Source organism: Streptomyces sp. 6-11-2, assembly GCF_006540305.1.
In the GTDB taxonomy this organism is placed as follows: Bacteria; Actinomycetota; Actinomycetes; order Streptomycetales; family Streptomycetaceae; genus Streptomyces.
The window spans coordinates 6026908-6050550 of record NZ_BJOR01000001.1 but is presented as its reverse complement, the minus strand read 5'-3'; the positions used below and the strand labels follow the sequence as shown (position 1 = coordinate 6050550).

The window sequence follows — 23643 nt, the reverse complement described above, 5'->3', positions numbered from 1 at the left end:
CGCACATCGTCGCACGACGTGGCCGTGACTTCCGAATGGCCCCACCGGCGTGCCGGACAGGCCCCCTTGGGGGACACTTGTCCGGCACGCGTGCGTGCTGTCCGTTTTACCGGCCGGCGCCCTGTTCCACCGGCCCGCGTTCTACCGGCCGGCGCTGTCCACGACCGCCGCCCACTCGTCCAGCAGCGTCTGGGCGGAGGCGTCGTCGGGCCCCTCGGCCCACAGATGCGTGACCGCTTCGGCAGGGTCGGGCAGGACCATCACCCAGCGGCCGTCGGTCTCCACCACCCGCACACCGTCCGTGGTGTCCACGAAGCGGTCTCCGGCCGCTTCGACGACCCGGCGCATCACCAGGCCCTTGACGGCCCACGGCGTCGCCAGATCGCGCTTGAGGACGTGCGCACGCGGGATCCGGGCGTCGATCTGGCTCAGGGTGAGCTGAGTGCGCGCGACCAGCCCGATGAGCCGTACGAAGGCCGCCGTGCCGTCGTAGACGCTGCTGAACTCCGGGACGATGAACCCGCCCTTGCCGTCGCCGCCGAAGATCGTCCCCTCCTCGCCGCCGACCCGTGTGAGGTCGTCGGGCGAGGTCGTCGTCCACTCCACCTGGGTGCCGTGGTAGGCGGCCACCTGCTCGGCGATCCGAGTGGTCGTGACGGGCAGCGCCACCCGGCCGCTGCGCCGCTCGGCTGCGATGAGGTCGAGCATCACCAGCAGCGCCCGGTCGTCCTCGATGATGCGGCCCCTCTCGTCGACGAGCGACAGCCGCTCGCCCACCGGGTCGAACCGCACACCGAACGCGGCCCCGGAGGACGCCACGATCTCGCCGAGCCGCACCAGACCCGAGCGCCGCATGTCGGCGGTCTCCGTCGGCCGGGCCTCGTTCAGACCGGGATTGATCGTCAGCGAGTCCACCCCGAGCTTGCCGAGCAGGCTGGGCAGCACGAGTCCGGCGCTGCCGTTCGACGCGTCCACGACGACCTTGAGCCCCGACTCGGCGATCCCGGTGGTGTCGACGTTGCGCAGCAGTGACCCGGTGTACGAGTCGAAGACGCTGGACGGGAAGTACAGGTCACCGATCTCGCCGGGGAACGCACGCCGGTACTCCTGGCGCGCGAAGACCCGGTCCAGCTTGCGCTGGCTGCCCTGCGACAGGTCGGCGCCCTGTCCGTCGAAGAACATGATGTCGACCGAGTCGGGCACCCCGGGCGAGGTCCGAATCATGATGCCGCCCGCGCTGCCCCGCGCGGTCTGCTGCCGCGCGACCGGCAGCGGCACGTTCTCCAGGTCCCGTACGTCGATGGCGCTGGCCTGGAGGGCCGAGATCACCGCCCGTTTGAGCGCGCGGGCACCCCGGGAGTGGTCGCGGGCCGTGGTGACCGTGGAGCCCTTCTTGAGCGTGGTCGCATAGGCGCCGGCGAGCCGTACGGCGAGCTCCGGGGTGATCTCCACGTTCAGGATCCCGGACACTCCGCGGGCTCCGAATAGGTGCGCCTGGCCCCGCGACTCCCAGATCACCGAGGTGTTGACGAAGGCGCCGGCCTCGATGGTCTTGAACGGGTACACCCTCACGTTGCCCTGCACGATCGATTCTTCACCGATCAGGCACTCGTCACCGATGACCGCGCCGTCCTCGATCCGCGCCGCGCGCATGATGTCGGTGTTCTTGCCGACGACACAGCCGCGCAGGTTGCTGTGCTGGCCTATGTACACGTTGTCGTGCACGACGGCCTTGTGCAGGAAGGCCCCGCTCTTCACGACGACGTTGGAGCCGACGACGGTGTGCTCGCGGATCTCGGCGCCGGCCTCCACCTTGGCGTAGTCGCCGATGTAGAGCGGCCCGCGCAGCACGGCGTCCGGGTGCACCTCTGCGCCCTCGGCGACCCAGACTCCCGGGGAGATCTCGAAGCCGTCGATCTCGACGTCGACCTTGCCCTCCAGGACGTCGGCCTGCGCCTTCACATAGCTCTCGTGGGTGCCGACGTCCTCCCAGTAGCCCTCGGCGATATAGCCGTAAATCGGCTTGCCTTCCTTCATCAGCTGCGGGAAGACATCGCCGGACCAGTCGACCGGAACGTCGGGGTCGACATAGTTGAACACCTCGGGCTCCATCACGTAGATGCCCGTGTTCACGGTGTCGGAGAAGACCTGGCCCCAGGTCGGCTTCTCCAGGAAGCGCTCGACCTTGCCCTCTTCGTCGACGATGGTGATGCCGAATTCCAGCGGATTGGGCACGCGCGTAAGACACACGGTCACCATCGCGCCCTTTTCCTTGTGGAATTCGATCAGCCGGGTGAGGTCGAAGTCGGTCAGGGCATCACCGGAGATGACGAGGAACGCGTCGTCCTTCAACGCCTCCTCGGCGTTCTTGACGCTGCCGGCGGTTCCGAGTGGCTTCTCCTCGTTGGCATAGGTGAGCTCCATTCCGAGCTCTTCACCATCACCAAAGTAGTTCTTGACCAACGAGGCCAGGAACTGGACTGTGACGACGGTCTCATTCAGCCCGTGCCTTTTGAGCAGCCTCAGCACATGCTCCATGATCGGCCGGTTGGCCACCGGCAGGAGCGGCTTGGGCATGCTCGAGGTCATCGGACGAAGGCGCGTGCCTTCGCCTCCGGCCATCACGACGGCCTTCATGTCGGAAGCGTCCTCCTCCAAGAGACGACGATCTAGCCGACTGCACCCGTCCTGATTGTCCCGCACTTTTCCCAGGCGGGCCATCGGAGTCCCCGCGGCTGCCTCGATGAGGGGAACTCAGTCGGCCGTGGCGTCCGCACGGACCAGACGGCGGACTTGTACCACGTAGAGGACTCCTGCCCACCAATAGAGCGTTGTACCCCATCCCGCGAACGCCCATCCGAAAATGGCCGCGAGTGACGCGATCCATCCGCTGCCGTCACTGAGCAGCAGCAAGGGGAACGCATACATCAGGTTGAACGTCGCCGCCTTCCCCAGGAAGTTCACCTGCGGCGGCGGGTAGCCATGTCGCCTGAGGACAGCCACGGCCACCAGGAGCATCAATTCGCGTGCCACGAGAAGAGCGGTCAGCCACAGCGGCAGAATCTCGCGCCAGGTGAGACCGAGGAGGGTGGAGAGAACGTACAGCCGGTCGGCGGCGGGGTCGAGCAGCCGGCCGAGGCTGCTGACCTGGTTCCACCGTCGTGCGAGCTTGCCGTCGAGGTAGTCGCTGACCCCGCTCAACGCCAGCACCAGCAGTGCCCAGCCATCACTCTTGGGGCCACCGAACTCCGGCCGGAGAATCAGCCACAGGAAGAGGGGTACGCCGACGAGCCGCGCCATGCTGAGGATGTTCGGGATGGTGAGGACCCGGTCCGTCTGAACACGGGTCTCCTGGACCTCCACCCGGGGGCCTCCTGTGGGAAAGATACCGACGATGCCTCCTGACCTTACCCCAACGCAAAAAAGCTCCGGCTCCCGGGCTGTTTGCCCAGGAGCCGGAGCTCTAAAGGTAGTTCGGCGGCGTCCTACTCTCCCACAGGGTCCCCCCTGCAGTACCATCGGCGCTGTGAGGCTTAGCTTCCGGGTTCGGAATGTAACCGGGCGTTTCCCTCACGCTATGACCACCGAAACACTATGAAACAATCAACCGGAGCCGCAGCAACGGCTACGACGGTTGTTCGTGGTTTCAGAACCAACACAGTGGACGCGAGCAACTGAGGACAAGCCCTCGGCCTATTAGTACCGGTCACCTCCACACCTCACGGTGCTTCCAGATCCGGCCTATCAACCCAGTCGTCTACTGGGAGCCTTACCCCATCAAGTGGGTGGGAGTCCTCATCTCGAAGCAGGCTTCCCGCTTAGATGCTTTCAGCGGTTATCCCTCCCGAACGTAGCCAACCAGCCATGCCCTTGGCAGAACAACTGGCACACCAGAGGTTCGTCCGTCCCGGTCCTCTCGTACTAGGGACAGCCCTTCTCAAGACTCCTACGCGCACAGCGGATAGGGACCGAACTGTCTCACGACGTTCTAAACCCAGCTCGCGTACCGCTTTAATGGGCGAACAGCCCAACCCTTGGGACCGACTCCAGCCCCAGGATGCGACGAGCCGACATCGAGGTGCCAAACCATCCCGTCGATATGGACTCTTGGGGAAGATCAGCCTGTTATCCCCGGGGTACCTTTTATCCGTTGAGCGACGGCGCTTCCACAAGCCACCGCCGGATCACTAGTCCCGACTTTCGTCCCTGCTCGACCCGTCGGTCTCACAGTCAAGCTCCCTTGTGCACTTACACTCAACACCTGATTACCAACCAGGCTGAGGGAACCTTTGGGCGCCTCCGTTACCCTTTAGGAGGCAACCGCCCCAGTTAAACTACCCATCAGACACTGTCCCTGATCCGGATCACGGACCCAGGTTAGACATCCAGCACGACCAGACTGGTATTTCAACGACGACTCCACAACCACTGGCGTGGCCGCTTCAAAGTCTCCCAGCTATCCTACACAAGCCGAACCGAACACCAATATCAAACTGTAGTAAAGGTCCCGGGGTCTTTCCGTCCTGCTGCGCGAAACGAGCATCTTTACTCGTAGTGCAATTTCACCGGGCCTATGGTTGAGACAGTCGAGAAGTCGTTACGCCATTCGTGCAGGTCGGAACTTACCCGACAAGGAATTTCGCTACCTTAGGATGGTTATAGTTACCACCGCCGTTTACTGGCGCTTAAGTTCTCAGCTTCGCCCACCCGAAAGTGAGCTAACCGGTCCCCTTAACGTTCCAGCACCGGGCAGGCGTCAGTCCGTATACATCGCCTTACGGCTTCGCACGGACCTGTGTTTTTAGTAAACAGTCGCTTCTCGCTGGTCTCTGCGGCCACCCCCAGCTCACACTGCAAGAGTGATCACCAGGCGTGGCCCCCCTTCTCCCGAAGTTACGGGGGCATTTTGCCGAGTTCCTTAACCATAGTTCACCCGAACGCCTCGGTATTCTCTACCTGACCACCTGAGTCGGTTTAGGGTACGGGCCGCCATGAAACTCGCTAGAGGCTTTTCTCGACAGCATAGGATCATCCACTTCACCACAATCGGCTCGGCATCAGGTCTCACCCTGCATGAGCGGCGGATTTACCTACCACTCGGGCTACACCCTTACCCCGGGACAACCATCGCCCGGGATGGACTACCTTCCTGCGTCACCCCATCACTCACCTACTAACCGCTTGGTTCAGCGGCTCCACCACTCCCCCTCACTCCGAAGAGATCAGGGGCGGCTTCACGGCCTTAGCATCACGATGCTCGATGTTTGACGCTTCACAGCGGGTACCGGAATATCAACCGGTTATCCATCGACTACGCCTGTCGGCCTCGCCTTAGGTCCCGACTTACCCTGGGCAGATCAGCTTGACCCAGGAACCCTTAGTCAATCGGCGCACACGTTTCTCACGTGTGAATCGCTACTCATGCCTGCATTCTCACTCGTCAACCGTCCACGACTACCTTCCAGTGCCGCTTCACCCGGCAGACGACGCTCCCCTACCCATCACAGCACCCGTTGGGGCTATACGCTGCAATGACACGACTTCGGCGGTACGCTTGAGCCCCGCTACATTGTCGGCGCGGAATCACTAGACCAGTGAGCTATTACGCACTCTTTCAAGGGTGGCTGCTTCTAAGCCAACCTCCTGGTTGTCTGTGCGACTCCACATCCTTTCCCACTTAGCGTACGCTTAGGGGCCTTAGTCGATGCTCTGGGCTGTTTCCCTCTCGACCATGGAGCTTATCCCCCACAGTCTCACTGCCGCGCTCTCACTTACCGGCATTCGGAGTTTGGCTAAGGTCAGTAACCCGGTAGGGCCCATCGCCTATCCAGTGCTCTACCTCCGGCAAGAAACACACGACGCTGCACCTAAATGCATTTCGGGGAGAACCAGCTATCACGGAGTTTGATTGGCCTTTCACCCCTAACCACAGGTCATCCCCCAGGTTTTCAACCCTGGTGGGTTCGGTCCTCCACGAAGTCTTACCTCCGCTTCAACCTGCCCATGGCTAGATCACTCCGCTTCGGGTCTTGAGCGTGCTACTGAAACGCCCTATTCGGACTCGCTTTCGCTACGGCTTCCCCACACGGGTTAACCTCGCAACACACCGCAAACTCGCAGGCTCATTCTTCAAAAGGCACGCAGTCACGAGACGAGGACAAGTCCTCGTCCGACGCTCCCACGGCTTGTAGGCACACGGTTTCAGGTACTATTTCACTCCCCTCCCGGGGTACTTTTCACCATTCCCTCACGGTACTATCCGCTATCGGTCACCAGGGAATATTTAGGCTTAGCGGGTGGTCCCGCCAGATTCACACGGGATTTCTCGGGCCCCGTGCTACTTGGGTGTCTCTCAAACGAGCCGCTGACGTTTCGACTACGGGGGTCTTACCCTCTACGCCGGACCTTTCGCATGTCCTTCGCCTACATCAACGGTTTCTGACTCGTCCTACGGCCGGCAGACCGTAGAAGAGAGATCCCACAACCCCGCATGCGCAACCCCTGCCGGGTCTCACACGCATACGGTTTGGCCTCATCCGGTTTCGCTCGCCACTACTCCCGGAATCACGGTTGTTTTCTCTTCCTGCGGGTACTGAGATGTTTCACTTCCCCGCGTTCCCTCCACTTGCCCTATGTGTTCAGACAAGGGTGACAGCCCATGACGACTGCCGGGTTTCCCCATTCGGAAACCCCCGGATCAAAGCCTGGTTGACGACTCCCCGGGGACTATCGTGGCCTCCCACGTCCTTCATCGGTTCCTGGTGCCAAGGCATCCACCGTGCGCCCTTAAAAACTTGGCCACAGATGCTCGCGTCCACTGTGCAGTTCTCAAACAACGACCAACCACCCGTCACACACCAACACTCTGGTGCTTCACCGGGGCCGGCAACCGAAGACCCGACCAGACGGCCGTGCCCTCAGACACCCAACAGCGTGCCCGGCCAGATCCCGTCCGGAGATCATGCGTTCCACGCTCCGAAGAGCAGTACTAGCAGCCTCCGACCCGAGGTCCTGACCGAATAATCAACGTTCCACCCATGAGCAACCAGCACCGGACATTCGCCGATGTACTGGCCCCTGGACCGCCGAAGCGGCCTAGAAGTGCTCCTTAGAAAGGAGGTGATCCAGCCGCACCTTCCGGTACGGCTACCTTGTTACGACTTCGTCCCAATCGCTAGTCCCACCTTCGACAGCTCCCTCCCACAAGGGGTTGGGCCACCGGCTTCGGGTGTTACCAACTTTCGTGACGTGACGGGCGGTGTGTACAAGGCCCGGGAACGTATTCACCGCAGCAATGCTGATCTGCGATTACTAGCGACTCCGACTTCATGGGGTCGAGTTGCAGACCCCAATCCGAACTGAGACCGGCTTTTTGAGATTCGCTCCACCTCACGGTATCGCAGCTCATTGTACCGGCCATTGTAGCACGTGTGCAGCCCAAGACATAAGGGGCATGATGACTTGACGTCGTCCCCACCTTCCTCCGAGTTGACCCCGGCGGTCTCCTGTGAGTCCCCATCACCCCGAAGGGCATGCTGGCAACACAGAACAAGGGTTGCGCTCGTTGCGGGACTTAACCCAACATCTCACGACACGAGCTGACGACAGCCATGCACCACCTGTACACCGACCACAAGGGGGGCACTATCTCTAATGCTTTCCGGTGTATGTCAAGCCTTGGTAAGGTTCTTCGCGTTGCGTCGAATTAAGCCACATGCTCCGCCGCTTGTGCGGGCCCCCGTCAATTCCTTTGAGTTTTAGCCTTGCGGCCGTACTCCCCAGGCGGGGAACTTAATGCGTTAGCTGCGGCACCGACGACGTGGAATGTCGCCAACACCTAGTTCCCACCGTTTACGGCGTGGACTACCAGGGTATCTAATCCTGTTCGCTCCCCACGCTTTCGCTCCTCAGCGTCAGTAATGGCCCAGAGATCCGCCTTCGCCACCGGTGTTCCTCCTGATATCTGCGCATTTCACCGCTACACCAGGAATTCCGATCTCCCCTACCACACTCTAGCTAGCCCGTATCGACTGCAGACTCGGGGTTAAGCCCCGAGCTTTCACAATCGACGTGACAAGCCGCCTACGAGCTCTTTACGCCCAATAATTCCGGACAACGCTTGCGCCCTACGTATTACCGCGGCTGCTGGCACGTAGTTAGCCGGCGCTTCTTCTGCAGGTACCGTCACTCTCGCTTCTTCCCTGCTGAAAGAGGTTTACAACCCGAAGGCCGTCATCCCTCACGCGGCGTCGCTGCATCAGGCTTTCGCCCATTGTGCAATATTCCCCACTGCTGCCTCCCGTAGGAGTCTGGGCCGTGTCTCAGTCCCAGTGTGGCCGGTCGCCCTCTCAGGCCGGCTACCCGTCGTCGCCTTGGTGAGCCATTACCTCACCAACAAGCTGATAGGCCGCGGGCTCATCCTTCACCGCCGGAGCTTTACAGCCCAGGAGATGCCTCCCAGGCTCATATCCGGTATTAGACCCCGTTTCCAGGGCTTGTCCCAGAGTGAAGGGCAGATTGCCCACGTGTTACTCACCCGTTCGCCACTAATCCCCACCGAAGTGGTTCATCGTTCGACTTGCATGTGTTAAGCACGCCGCCAGCGTTCGTCCTGAGCCAGGATCAAACTCTCCGTGAATGTTTTCCCGTAATCGGGATGAACACCACGAGAGCGGTGCGAGAGGAGGAATGATCCCCTCGCACACAGCGTCCTCGCTGTGTTTTTCAAAGGAACCTCGTCCCAGCAGACGCTGGAGACGGGGCATCAACATATCTGGCGTTGATTTTTGGCACGCTGTTGAGTTCTCAAGGAACGGTCGCTTCCTTTGTACTCACCCTCTCGGGCTTTCCTCCGGGCTTCCCTTCGGTGATCCAAACTCTATCAGGCTTTTCCGGTCTCTCTGACCACCGTCCTGCGGGCATGCAGAAGGCGATCCCGAGATAGGATCTGACAAGTATGGGTGCTGCCCGGTAAGGACGCCTGGTGACGTCACTCAGCCCCGAGCAGGGGTACGACTGTACATGGATCCGCGGAGTGGGTGCAAATCGTTTCGTTTGGTGGTCTAGACCACCAACGTGAGCTGTGTAAGCTCTCGCCCGTAACCGGTACTTACCGTGACATAGCCTGCTGCCACACTGCGCCGTCCCGGCGAGGCAGTGCCGGCGCACATGAATCTCCACCCCTGGGAGGCTTCCCATGACCACCGTGACGTCCCCCGTCGCAGGACGCGCCATCGGACTGGCCGCCGTGCCGGATCCGGTCTTCTCCGGAGCCATGGTCGGCCCCGGCACGGCGCTCGACCCGGTACGCGAGCCCGCCGACGCCGTGGCCCCCGTGGACGGAGTCATCGTCTCGCTGCACCCGCACGCCTTCGTCGTCGTCGACGAGGAGGGACGCGGGGTGCTCACCCATCTCGGCATCGACACCGTCCAGCTCAACGGCGAGGGCTTCGAGCTGCTGGTGAAGAAGGGCGACACGGTGGTGCGCGGCCAGGCGGTGGTGCGCTGGAACCCCGCCGCCGTCGAAGCCGCCGGCAAGTCCCCCGTGTGCCCGATCGTGGCCTTGGAGGCCACCGCCGACAGCCTCTCCGATCTCCGCGACAACGGAGAGGTGAAGGCCGGCGACCGTCTCTTCACCTGGAAGTGACAGCACTGCCTTCCCAGGGCCGGCCTTCCCGGGGACGGCGTACAACAACCACCGCGGCGGTGGGACCCGCCGCACTATCGGAGACGGGTGAGATGGAGACAACGCTGCGAGGCGTCGGTGTGAGCCACGGTGTGGCGATCGGCGAGGTTCGGCACATGGGGACGGCGGTGCTGGAGCCGCCGGCCAAGCAGATCCCCGCGGAAGAGGCGGAGCGTGAACAGGGGCGCGCCCGTCAGGCGGTGGAGGCCGTGGCGGCCGATCTGATGGCACGCGGCAATCTGGCCGGGGGCGAAGCGCAGGCGGTGCTCGAGGCGCAGGCCTTGATGGCGCAGGACCCCGAGCTGATGGCGGATGTGGATCGGCGGATCGCCGTCGGCAGCACGGCCGAGCGCGCGGTCTACGACGCGTTCGCCGCCTACCGGGACCTGCTCGCCGGTGCCGGTGAGTACCTCGCGGGCCGGGTGGCCGACCTGGACGACGTGCGGAATCGTATCGTCGCCCGTCTGCTCGGTGTGCCGATGCCGGGTGTGCCGGACAGCGACGAGCCGTACGTGCTGGTCGCCCGTGACCTGGCGCCGGCGGACACGGCGCTGCTGGACCCGACCCTGGTCCTGGGCTTCGTCACCGAGGAGGGCGGGCCGACGAGTCACAGCGCGATTCTGGCGCGCGCGCTCGGTGTGCCGGCCGTCGTGGCGCTGCCCGGCGCCGTCGAGCTGGCCGAGGGCACGGTCATCGCCGTCGACGGCAGCACCGGCGAGATCTTCGTGAACCCCGGTGAGGAGAAGAAGGCGCAGCTGGAGGCCTCGGCCGCCGAGCGCAAGGCGGCGCTGGCCTCCGCGACCGGTCCCGGTGCCACTTCGGACGGCCACAAGGTGCCGTTGCTCGCGAACATCGGCGGTCCCGCGGACGTGGCCGCGGCGCTCGCTGCCGGTGCCGAGGGTGTCGGTCTGTTCCGGACCGAGTTCTTGTTCCTGGACGACAGCAAGAACGCGCCGTCCGAGGAGAAGCAGGTCGAGACCTACCGGCAGGTGCTGGAGGCCTTCCCCGAGGGCCGGGTCGTGGTACGTGTGCTGGACGCGGGCGCGGACAAGCCGCTGGACTTCCTGACGCCGGGCGACGAGCCGAACCCGGCGCTCGGTGTGCGGGGGCTGCGGACGCTGCTCGAGCACCCCGAGGTGCTGCGCACCCAGCTGACGGCGCTCGCCAAGGCGGCCGAGGGCCTGCCGGTCTACCTCGAGGTGATGGCCCCGATGGTCGCGGACCGCACGGACGCCAAGGCGTTCGCGGACGCGTGCCGTGCCGCGGGGCTGCGGGCGAAGTTCGGTGCGATGGTCGAGATCCCGTCGGCCGCGCTGCGGGCGCGGTCGGTGCTTCAGGAGGTGGAGTTCCTGTCGCTGGGGACCAATGACCTGGCGCAGTACACCTTCGCCGCCGACCGTCAGGCGGGTGCGCTGTCGCGGTTGCAGGACCCCTGGCAGCCCGCGCTGCTCGACCTGGTCGCGATCGCCGCCGAGGCGGCACGGGCCGAGGGCAAGAGCTGCGGGGTCTGCGGTGAGGCCGCGTCCGACCCGCTGCTCGCGTGCGTGCTGACCGGTCTGGGTGTCACCTCCCTGTCCATGGGTGCGGCATCACTTCCCTATGTACGGACGACGCTGGCGAAGTACACGCTGGCGCAGTGCGAGCGCGCGGCCGCGGCGGCGCGTGCCGCGGACAGCGCGGACGAGGCGCGCGCCGCGGCGCAGGCGGTGCTGTCCGGCGAGTGACCGTGGCCCGCCGTTCGCCGGCTGGTCCTCGAGGGGCGCTCCACCTGTCGGGTGGGGCGCCCCTCGGGTGTTCAGCCGTGCTGCGGGGCCGGTCCTTCTTCTGCTCCGAGGTCGGGCGGCTCGCCGTAGTCGACGCCGGATTCCGGGGAGATCAGGTCGCCGGATTCGATGTCGGTGCAGTAGGCGTCGAAGACCTCGCCGGCGGTGAGGGGTTCGAGGCCGCCGGCGTGCAGGCGCCAGCCGTAGACGCGGTCGGCGGTGCCGGGGGCGATGGTGCGCATGACGAGCCCGCCGGGGCCGTCGGTGGCGATGCCGAGAGCCAGGACCGTGGTGAACTCCAGGGCTTCGGCCTCGTCGAGTTGTGTGGCGTCGCCCTCGTCGTCGGCGTGAAGGACGGCGAGGAGGGTTTCGGGTGTACCGGTGACGCTGCACACCAGGTGCCGGTTGCCGGGCGGGGCCGTGTCGAGGATGCGGACGACGAGGTCCGCGGCCCGGGCGAAGGCGGCGCGGCCGATGTTCTCGCCGCAGGAGGCGCAGGGGCCGAGCCGGGCCAGCAGGGTGGAGGCGTACTCCCAGGTGGCCTGGCGGACGGCCTCGTCGACGAGGTCGGGGACGAGTTCGGCCAGGGGCCGGCCGTCGTAGGGAAGGGTGGGGCCCCTGCTCGCGAGTTCGGCGGTGAAGCGGGCGCGGCTGGACGGGATGTCGGGGTCGAGACCGGTCCCCGCGCAGTATTCGGCGTACTCCTCGGGGTCGAAGAGGGCCACCGTGGTGTGGCCGCCTTGAGCGGCCAGGAGTTGGAGGAGTTTCTCGACCTGGTGGAGGTAGGCGGTGTGGTCGTCGAACGTGAAGCTGCGGTAGCGCCGCATGGCGCTGAAGTCCTGTTCGTCGGTGAGCAGGCCGATGGTGCCGGCGATCTCCCGGCGCAGGTCGCGCCGCATGGTCAGGTGGTCGGTGTGCGCCATGTTTCCCCTGTGAGCGCAGTCGATCAATGCTCACTCACCGTAACCGGAGCCACTGACAACGGGGGCGGACAGGCGTTCACGGAGCCTGCGGGTCCCCCCACCGTGGGCGGTGGGGGGACCCGGCGCTCAGGCGCGCTTGCGGGCCAGTTCCTCGTAGAAGCGCAGCAGGTCGAGGTCGTCGACCGAGCCGGGGTTGACCGCCTTGTCCAGCGGCGTGCCCTGGAGGAGGCGCTTGACCGGGACCTCGATGCGCTTGCCGGTGAGGGTGTGCGGGATGCCCGGCACCTGGATGACCTCGTCGGGGACGTGGCGTGGGGAGAGCTGTTCGCGGATGGTCCGCTTGATGCGGTCGAGCAGCGCGTCGTCGAGGACGGCTCCGGGTGCCAGCTGCACGAAGAGGGGCATCCAGTAGCCGCCGTCGGGCTGTTCGACGCCGATGACGAGGGATTCCTTGATCTCGGGGAGGCGTTCGACGGCTTCGTAGATGTCGGCGGAGCCCATCCGCACGCCCTGGCGGTTGAGCGTGGAGTCGGAGCGTCCGTGGATGATCACCGAGCCGCGGGAGGTGAGCGTGATCCAGTCGCCGTGGCGCCACACGCCGGGATACACGGCGAAGTAGCTGTCGTGGTAGCGGCTGCCGTCGGGGTCGTTCCAGAAGTGGATCGGCATGGACGGCATGGGGTTGGTGACCACGAGTTCGCCGACCTCGTCGATCAGCGGTGTGCCGTTCGGGTCCCAGGACTGGAGGTCGGTGCCCAGGCACGGGGCCTGGAGCTCGCCGATGTGGACGGGGAGGGTCGGTACGGCTCCCGCGAAGCAGGAGCACACGTCGGTGCCGCCGCTGACGGAGGCGATCCACAGGTCCTCGCGGACCTCGTCGTGCAGCCAGCGGAATCCGTCGGGCGGCAGCGGCGATCCGGTCGTCGCGACGCACCGCACCGTCGACAGGTCGAAGTCGCGCGAGGGGTGGACCTCCGCCTTGCGGCAGGCCATGACGTAGGCGGCGGAGGTGCCGAACAGGGTGGCTCCGGTGCGTTCGGCGATACGCCACTGGGCGCCGGTGTCCGGGTAGCCGGGGCTGCCGTCGTACAGGATGACCGTCGTGCCGGTCAGCAGTCCGGAGACGAGGAAGTTCCACATCATCCAGCCGGTCGACGTGTACCAGAAGAAGCGGTCCCCGGGGCCGAGGTCGCAGTGCAGGCCGAGCTGCTTGAGGTGCTCGACGAGGATGCCGCCCTGGGACTGCACGATCGCCTTGGGCAGGCCGGTGGTGCCCGAGGAGTACAGCACCCACAGGGGGTGGTCGAAGGGCACCGGTTCAAAGACGGGGTCGACGTCGGCGGAGGTCAGGTCGGACCACTCCAGGGCGCCCTCGGGGGCTTCGGTGCCCAGGAGAGGGATGTGGACGACCGCGCGCAGGGTGGGAAGTTCGCGGCGCAGTTCGGTGACGACGTCGCGGCGGTCGTGCTCCTTGCCGCCGTAGCGGTAGCCGTCGACGGTGAACAGGACCACCGGTTCCACCTGCTGGAAGCGGTCGAGGACGCTGCGGGCGCCGAAGTCGGGGGCGCAGGACGTCCAGACGGCGCCGACGGCGGCCGTGGCGAGGAGGGCGACGACGGCCTGGGGGATGTTCGGCAGATAGCCGCTGACCCTGTCCCCCGGGCGTACACCGAGGGCGCGCAGCTCGGCGGCCAGGGCGCCCACCTGGCGGCGCAGTTCGGTCCAGGTCACCGGGCACGGTTCGTGTGTCTCGTCGACGTGGAGGAGGGCGGGTTCGTCGGCGCGCGTGGCGGCCGCGCGCAGGGCGTGTTCGGCGTAGTTCAGGGTGGCGCCGGGGAACCATTCGGCGCCGGGCATCGACCGGTCGCCCAGCACGCGCGCGTAGGGGCTGGTGAACCGTACGTCGAACCACTGCGTCACGGCTTTCCAGAAGGCTTCCAGCTCGTCGACGGACCAGCGGTGCAGTGTCGGGTAACCGCCCAGGGCCGGGGCGCCGTGGTGCTCGGCCGCCCAGGACTGGAACTTCGTGATCTGTGCCTGGGCGATCCGCTGCGGATCGGGCTGCCAGAGCGGCAGGGGGTTCGCGGTCGACATGGGGCGGCTCCCGGACTGTGCGCGTCGTGTGCGTCGGTCCGCGCACGTGCTGGGGTGTGCGCGTGACGCGGCTGACACGGACGATGCCATGTGATCGACTTCTACACCAGGGTGCACCGCACATAGTCCGCGTCGTGAAGATGTGGTCGCGGCATGGATGAACGGCAGTTGAACGCCACGCGCGTCAACGGCCGTCGATGGCAGGGTGAGCAGCATGGACGGTCGTGACCTGGTGCGTTCGGTGAAGGCGGTCGGTTCTACGGGAGTGGCCCAGGGGCTGCGCACCGTACGCGCCGCGTGGCGCCGGCGGCGCGCGGACGCCGTCGGCCTGCCGTCGCGGGGGGCCGAACGCGCGCGGGTGCCCGGTGCGGTGCGGGACGTGGAGCCCGGGCCCGGGGGCGGTGTCGTCCGCTTCGCCCGCTCGGAGCTCCATATCGCCGTCGCCGGGAACGGGGCCGTCTTCTGGGGGTGGGACGGCGCCGGACCCGAGCCGTCGTACGCCCTCGCCGGCCCGTGCCCGGAGCCGGACCCGCGCGCCGTGCTGGAGCCGGACAAGGACGGTGGCTGGCGGGTCGTGGCGGAACGGGTCACCCTCGGTGTCTCGCGGCACGGCGCGATCGAGGTCCGCACGCCCGGGGGTGTGCCGCTGCGCCGTGATCTGCCGCCCCGGTGGTGGGAGCCGGACGACGGGGGCCCCGCACGGTGGTCGCAGCGGTCGGAGGTGGCGGCCGACGCGCGGTTCTTCGGTCTGGGCGGCCGGGCCGGCGGTCCCCGGCTGCGCGACGGCACCTATCGCCTGTGGAACACCGATCCGGGCCATGCGTTCGGTCCCGGTGACGACCCGCTCCACGTCACCATGCCGGTCCAGCTGGTCGTGGCCGAAGCGGGCACGCACCTGGTGTTCCACGACAACTCCTGGGACGGCACGGTCACGCTCCGGGAGGGTGCGGAGGGCGCCGGCTCGGGCCACGACCGGGCCGGGGCGAGCGAGTTCAGGATGGACGGCGGTCCGCTGCGCTGCTGGGTGATCGTCGGCACCCCCGCGCGCGTGGCGCACGTCTGGTCCTCCCTCACCGGACCGGCCGCGGTCCCGCCCGCGTGGGCCCTGGGACACCATCACGCGGGGTGGGGCTCCGGCGGCGAGCAGGAGGTGCGGCGGATCGTCGCGGGCTATCACGAGCACGAACTGCCGCTGGACGCCGTGCACCTGGACACCGACCACCACGACGCGCACCAGGTGTTCACGGTCGACGAGGCCCGCTACCCCAAGCTGCCGGTGCTGGCCGAGGAGCTGCGGCGGGACGGGATCCGGCTGGTGTCCGTCGTCGAACCTGCCGTGAGGGCCGTGCCGGGCAACGCCGTGTACGACGGCGGAACGGCCGCGGACGCCTTCGTGCGGGACTCCTCGGGCCGGTTGGTGCGGGGCGTCGCCCGGCCCGGAGAGGCGGTTTTCCCGGACTTCACGCACGCGCGCGTGCGGCAGTGGTGGGGCGGCTTGTACCGGGAGCGGCTGGGGCGGGGCTTCGCCGGTTTCCGGCACGACATGAACGAGCCGACCTCCTTCGCCGCCTTCGGCGAGACGACCCTGCCCCGGTCGGCCCGGCACGCCCTGGAGGGCCGGGGCGGTGACCATCGCCAGGCGCACAACGTGTACGCCCTGTGCATGGCCGAGGCGGCGTACGAGGGGCTGCGGGACCTGGTGCCCGAGGAGCGGCCGTTCCTCTTCTCGCGCTCGGGCTGGGCCGGGACGCAGCGCTACGGCGGCACCTGGTCGGGCGACGTGGCCACCGGCTGGCCGGGGCTGCGGGCGTCGCTGTCACTGGTGCTGGGGCTGGGGCTGTGTGGAGTGCCGTACTCCGGCCCGGACGTGGGCGGGTCGGCCGGCGGCCCCTCCCCCGAGCTGTATCTGCGCCGGTTCCAACTGGGGTCCCGTCTGCCGTTGTTCCGCACGCACGCGAGCCCGCGGGCGGAGCGCGGAGAGCCGTGGGAGTTCGGGCCGGAGGTCCTGGAGCACGCGCGCGTGGCGCTCGTCGAGCGCCGGCGCCTGCTGCCGTACTTCGTGACGCTTGCGCACTTGGCGCGGCGCACCGGGGCGCCCTATGTGCGGCCGCTGTGGTGGAGCGCGCCGGAGGACCGGGCTCTGCGGGACTGCGAGGACGCCTTCCTGCTCGGCGACGGCCTGCTGGTGGCGCCCGTGCTCGACCCCGGTACGGACCGGCGGGCGGTGAGGCTGCCGCGGGGCCGCTGGTACGACACGGCGACGGGACGGGCGTACGAGGGACCGGGGCAGGTGCTGGTCGACGCCCCGCTCGCGCGGATTCCGGTGCTCGCGCGCGCGGGCGCGGTGATTCCCGTGCGGGGTGAGGGCGGCGGCCTGGAGCTGGAGGTGTGGGCGCCCGCCCAGGGGCGTACGGGCGGCGGACTGGTGGTGCCGGACGCGGGCGACGGCTGGGAGGAGCCGGAGCTCGAACGCTACGCGACCCGTTGGCAGGACGGGGAGGTCGTCGTCGAGCGCGAGCGGGAGGACGGTGCCGGCGAGCCTTCCCACCCGGTGCGCATACGGGGGCTCGGCGCGTCCTGAGTTCGGGCGGGCACCGGGCGGCCGTTGGGGCGTGTGCGGCCTGTCAGAGGTAGCGGCCGTCGAACCAGGCCCGGACGGCCCGGGTGTGCAGCGGGAAGGCGAGCTCGGCGGGCCTGCGCAGCAGGTGCCGGTCCTCCGTCTCGTCGGTGGCGGTGAACTGCGGCAGGCCCTCGGCGGGGCGCTCCGGAAGCAGTCCGAAGAGCAGCAGGTGCCCATCGGGCGAGCTCATCGCGTCGGCGAGCCGCACATCGCGCGCGGCCGCCTCGATCCCGGTCTCCTCCCGGAGCTCGCGGACGACGGCCTGGCGCCAGTCCTCGTGGTCGTCGATGTAGCCGCCCGGCAGCGCCGTTCCCCCGCGCGCGGGGGCGATGGTGCGGGTGATGACGACCAGGGCGGTGCCCCGGGTGTCATACACGGGCTGGAGGGCCACCGCGACCGGCAGCGGGTTGCGGTAGGCCACGGTGCCGCAGGCCGGGCAGGTGCGGGGCCAGCCGGTGACGCCCTGGCCGTAAGGCGCTCCGCAGCTCGAACAGTGGGAGTGCGGTACGGAGTTGGCGGCCGGGTCCGGGGTTTCGGGCACGCGCGGACTGTATCCGATCAGTGGGCGGACGTCTTCCGTCGGTGGTTGTCACCGTTGCCGCCGGTGTCCTTGACGCTCCCTGTGCGCGGGGGAACACTTCCCCCACTCCCCGGACCCGGGCGTCTCGGGCGTCAGCGCCCCTGCCACCCATGCCGGGCTGTTTTCGTCCATGTGGGACAAACTGTTACCAGTGAGGGCGAGGGGACGGATGGTCCCGGCCCTCGGCCGCTTCTCCACTCCCCAAGGGACAGCCATGACGGACAACGCCGAGAGGTTCGTGGCCGCCATCGACCAGGGCACCACCTCGAGCCGCTGCATCGTCTTCGACCACAGTGGCGCCATCGTCGCCGTCGACCAGCGCGAGCACCGCCAGATCTTCCCCAAGCCGGGCTGGGTGGAGCACGACGCCACCGAGATCTGGTCGAAGGTGCAGGCGGTGGTCGCGGGCGCGGTCGCCAAGGCGGGGCTGCGTGCCGACCAGCTCAGCGCCCTCGGCATCACCAACCAGCGCGAGACGACCGTCCTGTGGGACCGGGCCACCGGCAAGCCCGTGCACAACGCGATCGTCTGGCAGGACACGCGGACCGCGGCGCTCTGCAACGAACTGGGCGGCTCCGAAGGGCAGGATCGCTTCCGCGAGCAGACCGGCCTGCCGCTCGCCAGCTACTTCTCCGGCCCCAAGGCGGCCTGGCTGCTGGACAACGTGCCCGGCCTGCGCGATCGCGCCGAGCGTGGTGACATCGCCTTCGGCACGATCGACACCTGGCTGATCTGGAACCTCACCGGCGGAGTCGAGGGCGGCCGGCACGTCACCGACGTCACCAACGCCGGCCGCACCATGCTGATGAACCTGCGGACCCTCCAGTGGGACCGGTCGGTCCTGTCCGCCATGAACGTCCCCGAGGCGATGCTGCCCGAGATCAGATCCTCCTCCGAGGTGTACGGGACCGCCGTCGGCCAGCTCGCCGGGGTGCCCGTGGCATCCGCCCTCGGCGACCAGCAGGCGGCCGTGTTCGGGCAGGCCTGCTATGACGTGGGTGACGCCAAGAACACGTACGGCACCGGCAGCTTCCTGCTGCTGAACACGGGCAACCGGCCCGTGCCGTCCAAGAACGGCCTGCTCACCACCATGGGCTACAAGATCGGCGACGAGGCCCCGGTGTACTGCCTGGAGGGCGCCATCGCCGTCACGGGCGCGCTGGTGCAGTGGTTCCGTGACCAGCTCGGCATCATCCGCACCGCGGACGAGATCGAGCCGCTGGCGGCGAGCGTGGAGAACAACGGCGGCGCGTACATCGTGCCCGCCTTCTCCGGCCTGTTCGCGCCGTACTGGCGCTCCGACGCGCGCGGGGTGGTCACCGGCCTGACCCGGTACGTCACCAAGGCGCACCTGGCGCGGGCCGTGCTGGAGGCGACCGGCTGGCAGACGCGCGAGGTCGTGGACGCCATGTACCAGGACTCCGGGGTCCGGCTGACGACCCTGAAGGTCGACGGCGGCATGACGAAGAACAACCTGCTCATGCAGCACCAGGCGGACGTGCTCGACGTGCCGGTGATCCGTCCCAGGATCTCCGAGACCACCTGTCTGGGCGCCGCGTACGCGGCCGGGCTGGCCACGGGTGTGTGGAACGACCTCGAAGAGCTCAAGTCGCACTGGCGGAAGGACGCCGAGTGGACCCCGTCCATGGACGCCGCCGTCCGTGACCGCGAGTACCGCAACTGGCGCAAGGCCGTGGAGAAGAGCTTCGGCTGGCTGGAGGACGGCGAGAACTAGGAGTCCCGGCCCCTCGTGAGCGGCCCGGCGGCGGTCCGCGGCGTGGGCCATCGCGTGCTGGACGACCTCGATGAGGACCTCCTTCACCGACTCGCGTTCGCGGGCGTCGCACAGCAGCAGCGGAACGTGGTCGTCGAGGTCGAGGGCCTGGCGGACGGTGTCCACGGGATGGCGGGCGGCGCCGTCGAAGCAGTTGACGGCGACGAGGAAGGGGATGGAGCGCCGCTCGAAGTAGTCCACGGCGGCGAAGCAGTCCTCGAGGCGGCGGGTGTCGGCCAGCACGACCGCGCCGAGCGCGCCCTCGGACAGCTCGTCCCACATGAACCAGAACCGCTCCTGCCCGGGCGTGCCGAACAGGTACAGCACCAGGTCCTCGCGCAGCGTGATACGGCCGAAGTCCATGGCCACCGTGGTGGTGTGCTTGCCCTCCACGCCGCTGACGTCGTCGACCGGCCGTCCGGCCTCGGTCAGCAGCTCCTCGGTGCGCAGCGGCCTGATCTCACTGACCGCGCCGACGAGGGTCGTCTTGCCCACGCCGAAGCCGCCGGCCACCAGGATCTTGAGCGTGACGGGCTCGACCGGGGGCTTGCCGCGCTCAGAACGGCCGAGGATCATCGATCTCTTCTCCTGCTCGATGGGGGTCGGGCGACGGCGGGCCGTATCCTCCGCCGCCGGGGGTCTCGACGACCAGTACGTCGCCGGGGGCGACGTCCGCGGAGTCGCTTCCGCCGAGTTCGGTGACCGTGCCGTCCGCGTGTTCCACCCGGTTGGCGCCCAGTGCCCCGGGCTCGCCGCCCGCCATGCCGTAGGGGCGCACCCTGCGGTGCTGGCAGAGCGTGGAGACGGTCATGGCCTCCAGGAAGCGGATGCGGCGCACCGCACCGTCCCCGCCCGGCCACCGTCCGGCGCCGCCGCTGCCGTGCCGGACGGTGAACTCCTCCAGCCGTACGGGCAGCCGCCATTCGAGGACTTCGGGGTCGGTGAGCCGGGAGTTGGTCATGTGCGTCTGGACGACGCAGGCGCCGGGGAATCCGTCGCCCGCGCCCGAGCCGGAGGCGACGGTCTCGTAGTACTGGTGGCGCTCGTTGCCGAAGGTGATGTTGTTCATCGTGCCGGAGCCCTCCGCCTGGACACCGAGCGCCGCGTAGAGGGCGCCGGTGATCGCCTGGGAGGTCTCGACGTTGCCCGCGACGACGGCGGCCGGGGGCCGCGGGGAGAGCATGGAGCCCGGCGGCACGATGATCTCCAGGGGGCGCAGACAGCCGTCGTTGAGCGGGATGTCGTCGGCGACCAGCGTGCGGAAGACGTACAGGACGGCCGCGTTGACCACGGAGAACGGGGCGTTGAAGTTGGTCGCGAGCTGCGCGGAGGTGCCGGTGAAGTCAATCGTCGCCGACCGGCGTTCGCGGTCCACACGCACGCGTACGCGGATGACGGCGCCCGAGTCGGTCTCGTAGGCGTACTCCCCGTCGTCCAGGGCGTCGACGACCCGGCGGACGGCCTCCTCCGCGTTGTCCTGGACGTGCCGCATATAGGCCTGGACGACGTCGAGGCCGAAGTCCTCGATCATGTGGGCGACCTCGTCGACGCCCTTCTGGTTGGCGGCGACCTGGGCGCGCAGGTCGGCGAGGTTGGTCTCCGGGTTGCGGGAGGGGTGGGGCGCGCCGGTCAGCAGGCGGCGGGTCTCCTCCTCGCGCAGGCGGCCGTTCTCGGCGAGCAGCCAGTTGTCGAAGAGGACGCCCTCCTCCTCGATGGTGCGGCTGCCGGCCGGCATGGAGCCCGGCGCGATCCCGCCGATCTCGGCGTGGTGACCGCGCGAGGCGACGTAGAAGAGGATGCGGTCACCCTGTGTGCCGGCGGTGTCGAACACCGGGGTGATGACGGTGACGTCCGGCAGGTGCGTGCCGCCGTGATACGGGTCGTTGACGGCGTAGGTGTCGCCCGGCCGCATCCGGGGTCCGCGGCGCCGGATGACCTCCTTGACGCTGGTGCCCATCGAGCCCAGGTGCACGGGGATGTGCGGGGCGTTGGCCACCAGGTTTCCGTCCGGGTCGAACAGGGCGCAGGAGAAGTCGAGGCGCTCCTTGATGTTGACCGACTGGGCCGTGGACTCCAGCCGGGCGCCCATCTGCTCGGCGATGGACATGAAGAGGTTGTTGAACACCTCCAGCAGGACCGGGTCGGCTTCCGTACCGAGATCGGAACTCTGCGTGACCGTCATGCGTTCCAGGAGCAAATGCCCGTCGTCCCGCGCCACGGCCCGCCAGCCGTCGTCGACGACGGTCGTCGCACTGGCCTCGGTGACGATCGCGGGGCCGGTGACGGCCTCGCCGGGGGGCAGGTCCTCACGTCGGTGGAGGGGTACGTCGCGCCAGGCACCGCCGGTGTGGAGGCGGACGGTCTCCGGGGCGCTGGAGCAGCCGGCGCGGGCGGGGTCGTACGGGGAGAGGGCGGACAGATCGGGGGGTTCGGTGATGCCGGTGGCTTCCACGGAGAGGGCTTCGACGACGATCGGGCGGTCGAGCGTGAAGGAGTACGTGGCGCGATGACGTTCTTCGAAGGCGCGCCGCATGGCGGCGGGCTCGGTCAGCTCGACGGTGAGGGTGGTGTCCGTGCCGTCGTAGCGGAGCTGGGCGCGGCGGGTGACGCGGACGCGTTCCTCGGGGACGTCCTCGGCGCGCAGTTCCGCGCGGGCCGCGCCCTCCAGATCGTCGGCGGTCTTCAGCACGCCCGGCATGGCGCCGGGCTCCAGGGGTGCTTCGACGGACTGCTCGCGCATGGCCGTGGTGTCGGCGAGACCGATGCCGAGCGCGGACAGGACGCCCGCCATGGGCGGGACGAGCACGGTGCGGATGCCGAGCGAGTCGGCGACCATGCAGGCGTGCTGTCCCCCGGCACCGCCGAAGGTGGTGAGGGCGTAGCGGGTGACGTCGTGGCCCTTCTGCACGGAGATCCGCTTGACGGCGTTGGCGATGTTGGCGACGGCGATCTGCAGGTAGCCCTCGGCGACCTGCTCGGGGGTGCGGTCGTCGCCCGACCGCTCACGGATCTCGCGGGCGAGGCCGGTGAAGCGTTCGCGGACGAGTGCCTCGTCGAGGGGCTGGTCGCCGCCGGGGCCGAAGACCTCGGGGAAGTGGGCGGGCTGGATGCGGCCGAGCATGACGTTGGCGTCGGTGACGGCGAGGGGGCCTCCGCCCCGGTAGCAGGCGGGTCCCGGGTCGGCGCCCGCCGAGTCCGGGCCGACCCGGTAGCGGGAGCCGTCGAAGTGCAGGACCGAGCCGCCACCGGCGGCCACGGTGTGGATGTCGAGCATGGGGGCGCGCAGCCGGACGCCGGCGATCTGCGTGGTGAGGACGCGTTCGTAGGTTCCCGCGTAGTGGGAGACGTCGGTGGAGGTGCCGCCCATGTCGAAGCCGATGACCCGGTCGAAGCCGGCGAGCCGGGACATGCGGGCCATGCCGACGATGCCGCCCGCGGGGCCGGACAGGACGGCGTCCTTGCCGCGGAACTGTCCGGCCTCGGCGAGCCCGCCGTTGGACTGCATGAACATCAGCCGCACGCCGTCCAGTTCGTCGGAGACGTGCTGGACGTAGCGGCGCAGCCCGGGCGACAGGTAGGCGTCGACGACGGCGGTGTCGCCGCGCGGCACGAGCTTCATCAGGGGGCTGACCTCGCTGGACAGCGAGATCTGCGGGAAGCCGACGCGGGCGGCCAGCTCGCCGACGGCCCTCTCGTGCGCGGGGTGCAGATGGCTGTGCAGGCAGACCACGGCGACGGCGCGGATCCCGTCGTCGTACGCCTGCCGCAGAGGTCCGGCCAGCGCGTCCAGGTCGGGGGCGCGCAGGACGGTGCCGTCGGCCGCGATGCGCTCGTCGACCTCGACGACCCGCTCGTACAGCAGCTCGGGCAGCTCGATACGGCGGGCGAAGATCCGCGGGCGGTTCTGGTAGGCGATGCGCAGGGCGTCCCGGAAGCCGCGGGTGACGACGAGGACGGTCCGCTCGCCCGTGCGTTCCAGCAGGGCGTTGGTGGCCACGGTGGTGCCCATGCGGACCGACTCGATGGAACGGGCGGAGCCGTCGAGGAGTGCGCGGATGCCCGCGACGGCCGCGTCGGTGTACCGCGCGGGGTTGTCGGACAGCAGCTTGTGCGTGACCAGACGGCCGTCCGGGCGGCGCGCGACGATGTCGGTGAAGGTGCCGCCCCGGTCGACCCAGAACTGCCAGCCCGTCATGTCACCACC

The 23643-nt window shown here is 68.1% G+C and carries 10 protein-coding genes, 3 rRNA genes and 1 pseudogene; 4 read left to right on the top strand and 10 right to left on the bottom strand.

Features of this window, described 5'->3' with window-relative positions; genetic code table 11:
- Window positions 1-141: 141 nt before the first annotated feature.
- The 5 genes from TNCT6_RS26755 to TNCT6_RS26735 all read right to left on the bottom strand — a co-directional run bounded on the left by TNCT6_RS26755 (window position 142) and on the right by TNCT6_RS26735 (window position 8638).
- The gene (locus TNCT6_RS26755) at window positions 142-2637 is read right to left on the bottom strand and encodes a mannose-1-phosphate guanyltransferase (RefSeq protein ID WP_141362947.1); all 2496 of its coding nucleotides are present in this window, start codon (window positions 2635-2637) and stop codon (window positions 142-144) included.
- Window positions 2638-2754: 117 nt separating this feature from the next.
- Complete coding sequence (locus tag TNCT6_RS26750) at window positions 2755-3363, bottom strand: CDP-alcohol phosphatidyltransferase family protein (RefSeq protein ID WP_141362945.1); 609 nt, start codon at window positions 3361-3363, stop codon at window positions 2755-2757.
- A 109-nt stretch (window positions 3364-3472) separates the two neighbouring features.
- Window positions 3473-3589, bottom strand: a 5S ribosomal RNA gene (gene rrf, locus TNCT6_RS26745).
- An 87-nt stretch (window positions 3590-3676) separates the two neighbouring features.
- Window positions 3677-6800, bottom strand: a 23S ribosomal RNA gene (locus tag TNCT6_RS26740).
- Between the two features lie 312 nt (window positions 6801-7112).
- Window positions 7113-8638, bottom strand: a 16S ribosomal RNA gene (locus TNCT6_RS26735).
- The 16S, 23S and 5S rRNA genes sit together here, the layout of an rRNA operon.
- 558 nt (window positions 8639-9196) lie before the next feature.
- On the opposite strand from TNCT6_RS26735, the gene TNCT6_RS26730 reads away from it, so the two are divergent.
- Window positions 9197-9646: a PTS glucose transporter subunit IIA gene (locus TNCT6_RS26730; protein WP_141362943.1), complete on the top strand. Its 450-nt coding sequence runs from the start codon at window positions 9197-9199 to the stop codon at window positions 9644-9646.
- A 92-nt stretch (window positions 9647-9738) separates the two neighbouring features.
- Window positions 9739-11409: a phosphoenolpyruvate--protein phosphotransferase gene (gene ptsP, locus TNCT6_RS26725; protein ID WP_141362941.1), complete on the top strand. Its 1671-nt coding sequence runs from the start codon at window positions 9739-9741 to the stop codon at window positions 11407-11409.
- A 71-nt stretch (window positions 11410-11480) separates the two neighbouring features.
- Here the strand turns inward: ptsP and TNCT6_RS26720 are convergent, their stop codons facing one another.
- Complete coding sequence (locus TNCT6_RS26720) at window positions 11481-12371, bottom strand: hypothetical protein (RefSeq protein ID WP_141362939.1); 891 nt, start codon at window positions 12369-12371, stop codon at window positions 11481-11483.
- A 126-nt stretch (window positions 12372-12497) separates the two neighbouring features.
- Entirely contained in the window at window positions 12498-14465 is a 1968-nt protein-coding gene (locus TNCT6_RS26715; protein WP_141362937.1) for an acetoacetate--CoA ligase, read from the bottom strand.
- Between the two features lie 214 nt (window positions 14466-14679).
- Between TNCT6_RS26715 and TNCT6_RS26710 the strand changes: the two genes are divergently transcribed.
- Window positions 14680-17046: a glycoside hydrolase family 31 protein gene (locus TNCT6_RS26710; RefSeq protein WP_141362935.1), complete on the top strand. Its 2367-nt coding sequence runs from the start codon at window positions 14680-14682 to the stop codon at window positions 17044-17046.
- Window positions 17047-17089: 43 nt separating this feature from the next.
- On the opposite strand, the gene TNCT6_RS26705 is transcribed toward TNCT6_RS26710, so the two are convergent.
- Window positions 17090-17626: an NUDIX domain-containing protein gene (locus tag TNCT6_RS26705; protein WP_141362933.1), complete on the bottom strand. Its 537-nt coding sequence runs from the start codon at window positions 17624-17626 to the stop codon at window positions 17090-17092.
- Window positions 17627-17879: 253 nt separating this feature from the next.
- Between TNCT6_RS26705 and glpK the strand changes: the two genes are divergently transcribed.
- Entirely contained in the window at window positions 17880-19400 is a 1521-nt protein-coding gene (gene glpK / locus TNCT6_RS26700) for a glycerol kinase GlpK (protein ID WP_141362931.1), read from the top strand.
- Between the two features lie 21 nt (window positions 19401-19421).
- Here glpK and TNCT6_RS26695 read toward each other — a convergent pair.
- Together TNCT6_RS26695 and TNCT6_RS26690 are read right to left on the bottom strand one after the other, a co-directional pair.
- Window positions 19422-20015 (bottom strand): annotated as a pseudogene (locus TNCT6_RS26695) (ATP/GTP-binding protein); the annotation flags it as partial.
- Complete coding sequence (locus TNCT6_RS26690) at window positions 19996-23634, bottom strand: hydantoinase B/oxoprolinase family protein (RefSeq protein WP_141362929.1); 3639 nt, start codon at window positions 23632-23634, stop codon at window positions 19996-19998. The gene TNCT6_RS26690 and the pseudogene TNCT6_RS26695, both read right to left, overlap by 20 nt.
- Window positions 23635-23643 lie beyond the last annotated feature (9 nt).

What these genes read in the sequence shown, in the direction of transcription:
- TNCT6_RS26715 (WP_141362937.1), bottom strand. Translation starts at nt 14,465, where the DNA reads ATGTCGACCGCGAACCCCCTGCCGCTCTGGCAGCCCGATCCGCAGCGG.
- glpK (WP_141362931.1), top strand. Translation starts at nt 17,880, where the DNA reads ATGACGGACAACGCCGAGAGGTTCGTGGCCGCCATCGACCAGGGCACC.
- ptsP (WP_141362941.1), top strand. Translation starts at nt 9,739, where the DNA reads ATGGAGACAACGCTGCGAGGCGTCGGTGTGAGCCACGGTGTGGCGATC.
- TNCT6_RS26710 (WP_141362935.1), top strand. Translation starts at nt 14,680, where the DNA reads ATGGACGGTCGTGACCTGGTGCGTTCGGTGAAGGCGGTCGGTTCTACG.
- TNCT6_RS26730 (WP_141362943.1), top strand. Translation starts at nt 9,197, where the DNA reads ATGACCACCGTGACGTCCCCCGTCGCAGGACGCGCCATCGGACTGGCC.
- TNCT6_RS26755 (WP_141362947.1), bottom strand. Translation starts at nt 2,637, where the DNA reads ATGAAGGCCGTCGTGATGGCCGGAGGCGAAGGCACGCGCCTTCGTCCG.
- TNCT6_RS26690 (WP_141362929.1), bottom strand. Translation starts at nt 23,634, where the DNA reads ATGACGGGCTGGCAGTTCTGGGTCGACCGGGGCGGCACCTTCACCGAC.
- TNCT6_RS26720 (WP_141362939.1), bottom strand. Translation starts at nt 12,371, where the DNA reads ATGGCGCACACCGACCACCTGACCATGCGGCGCGACCTGCGCCGGGAG.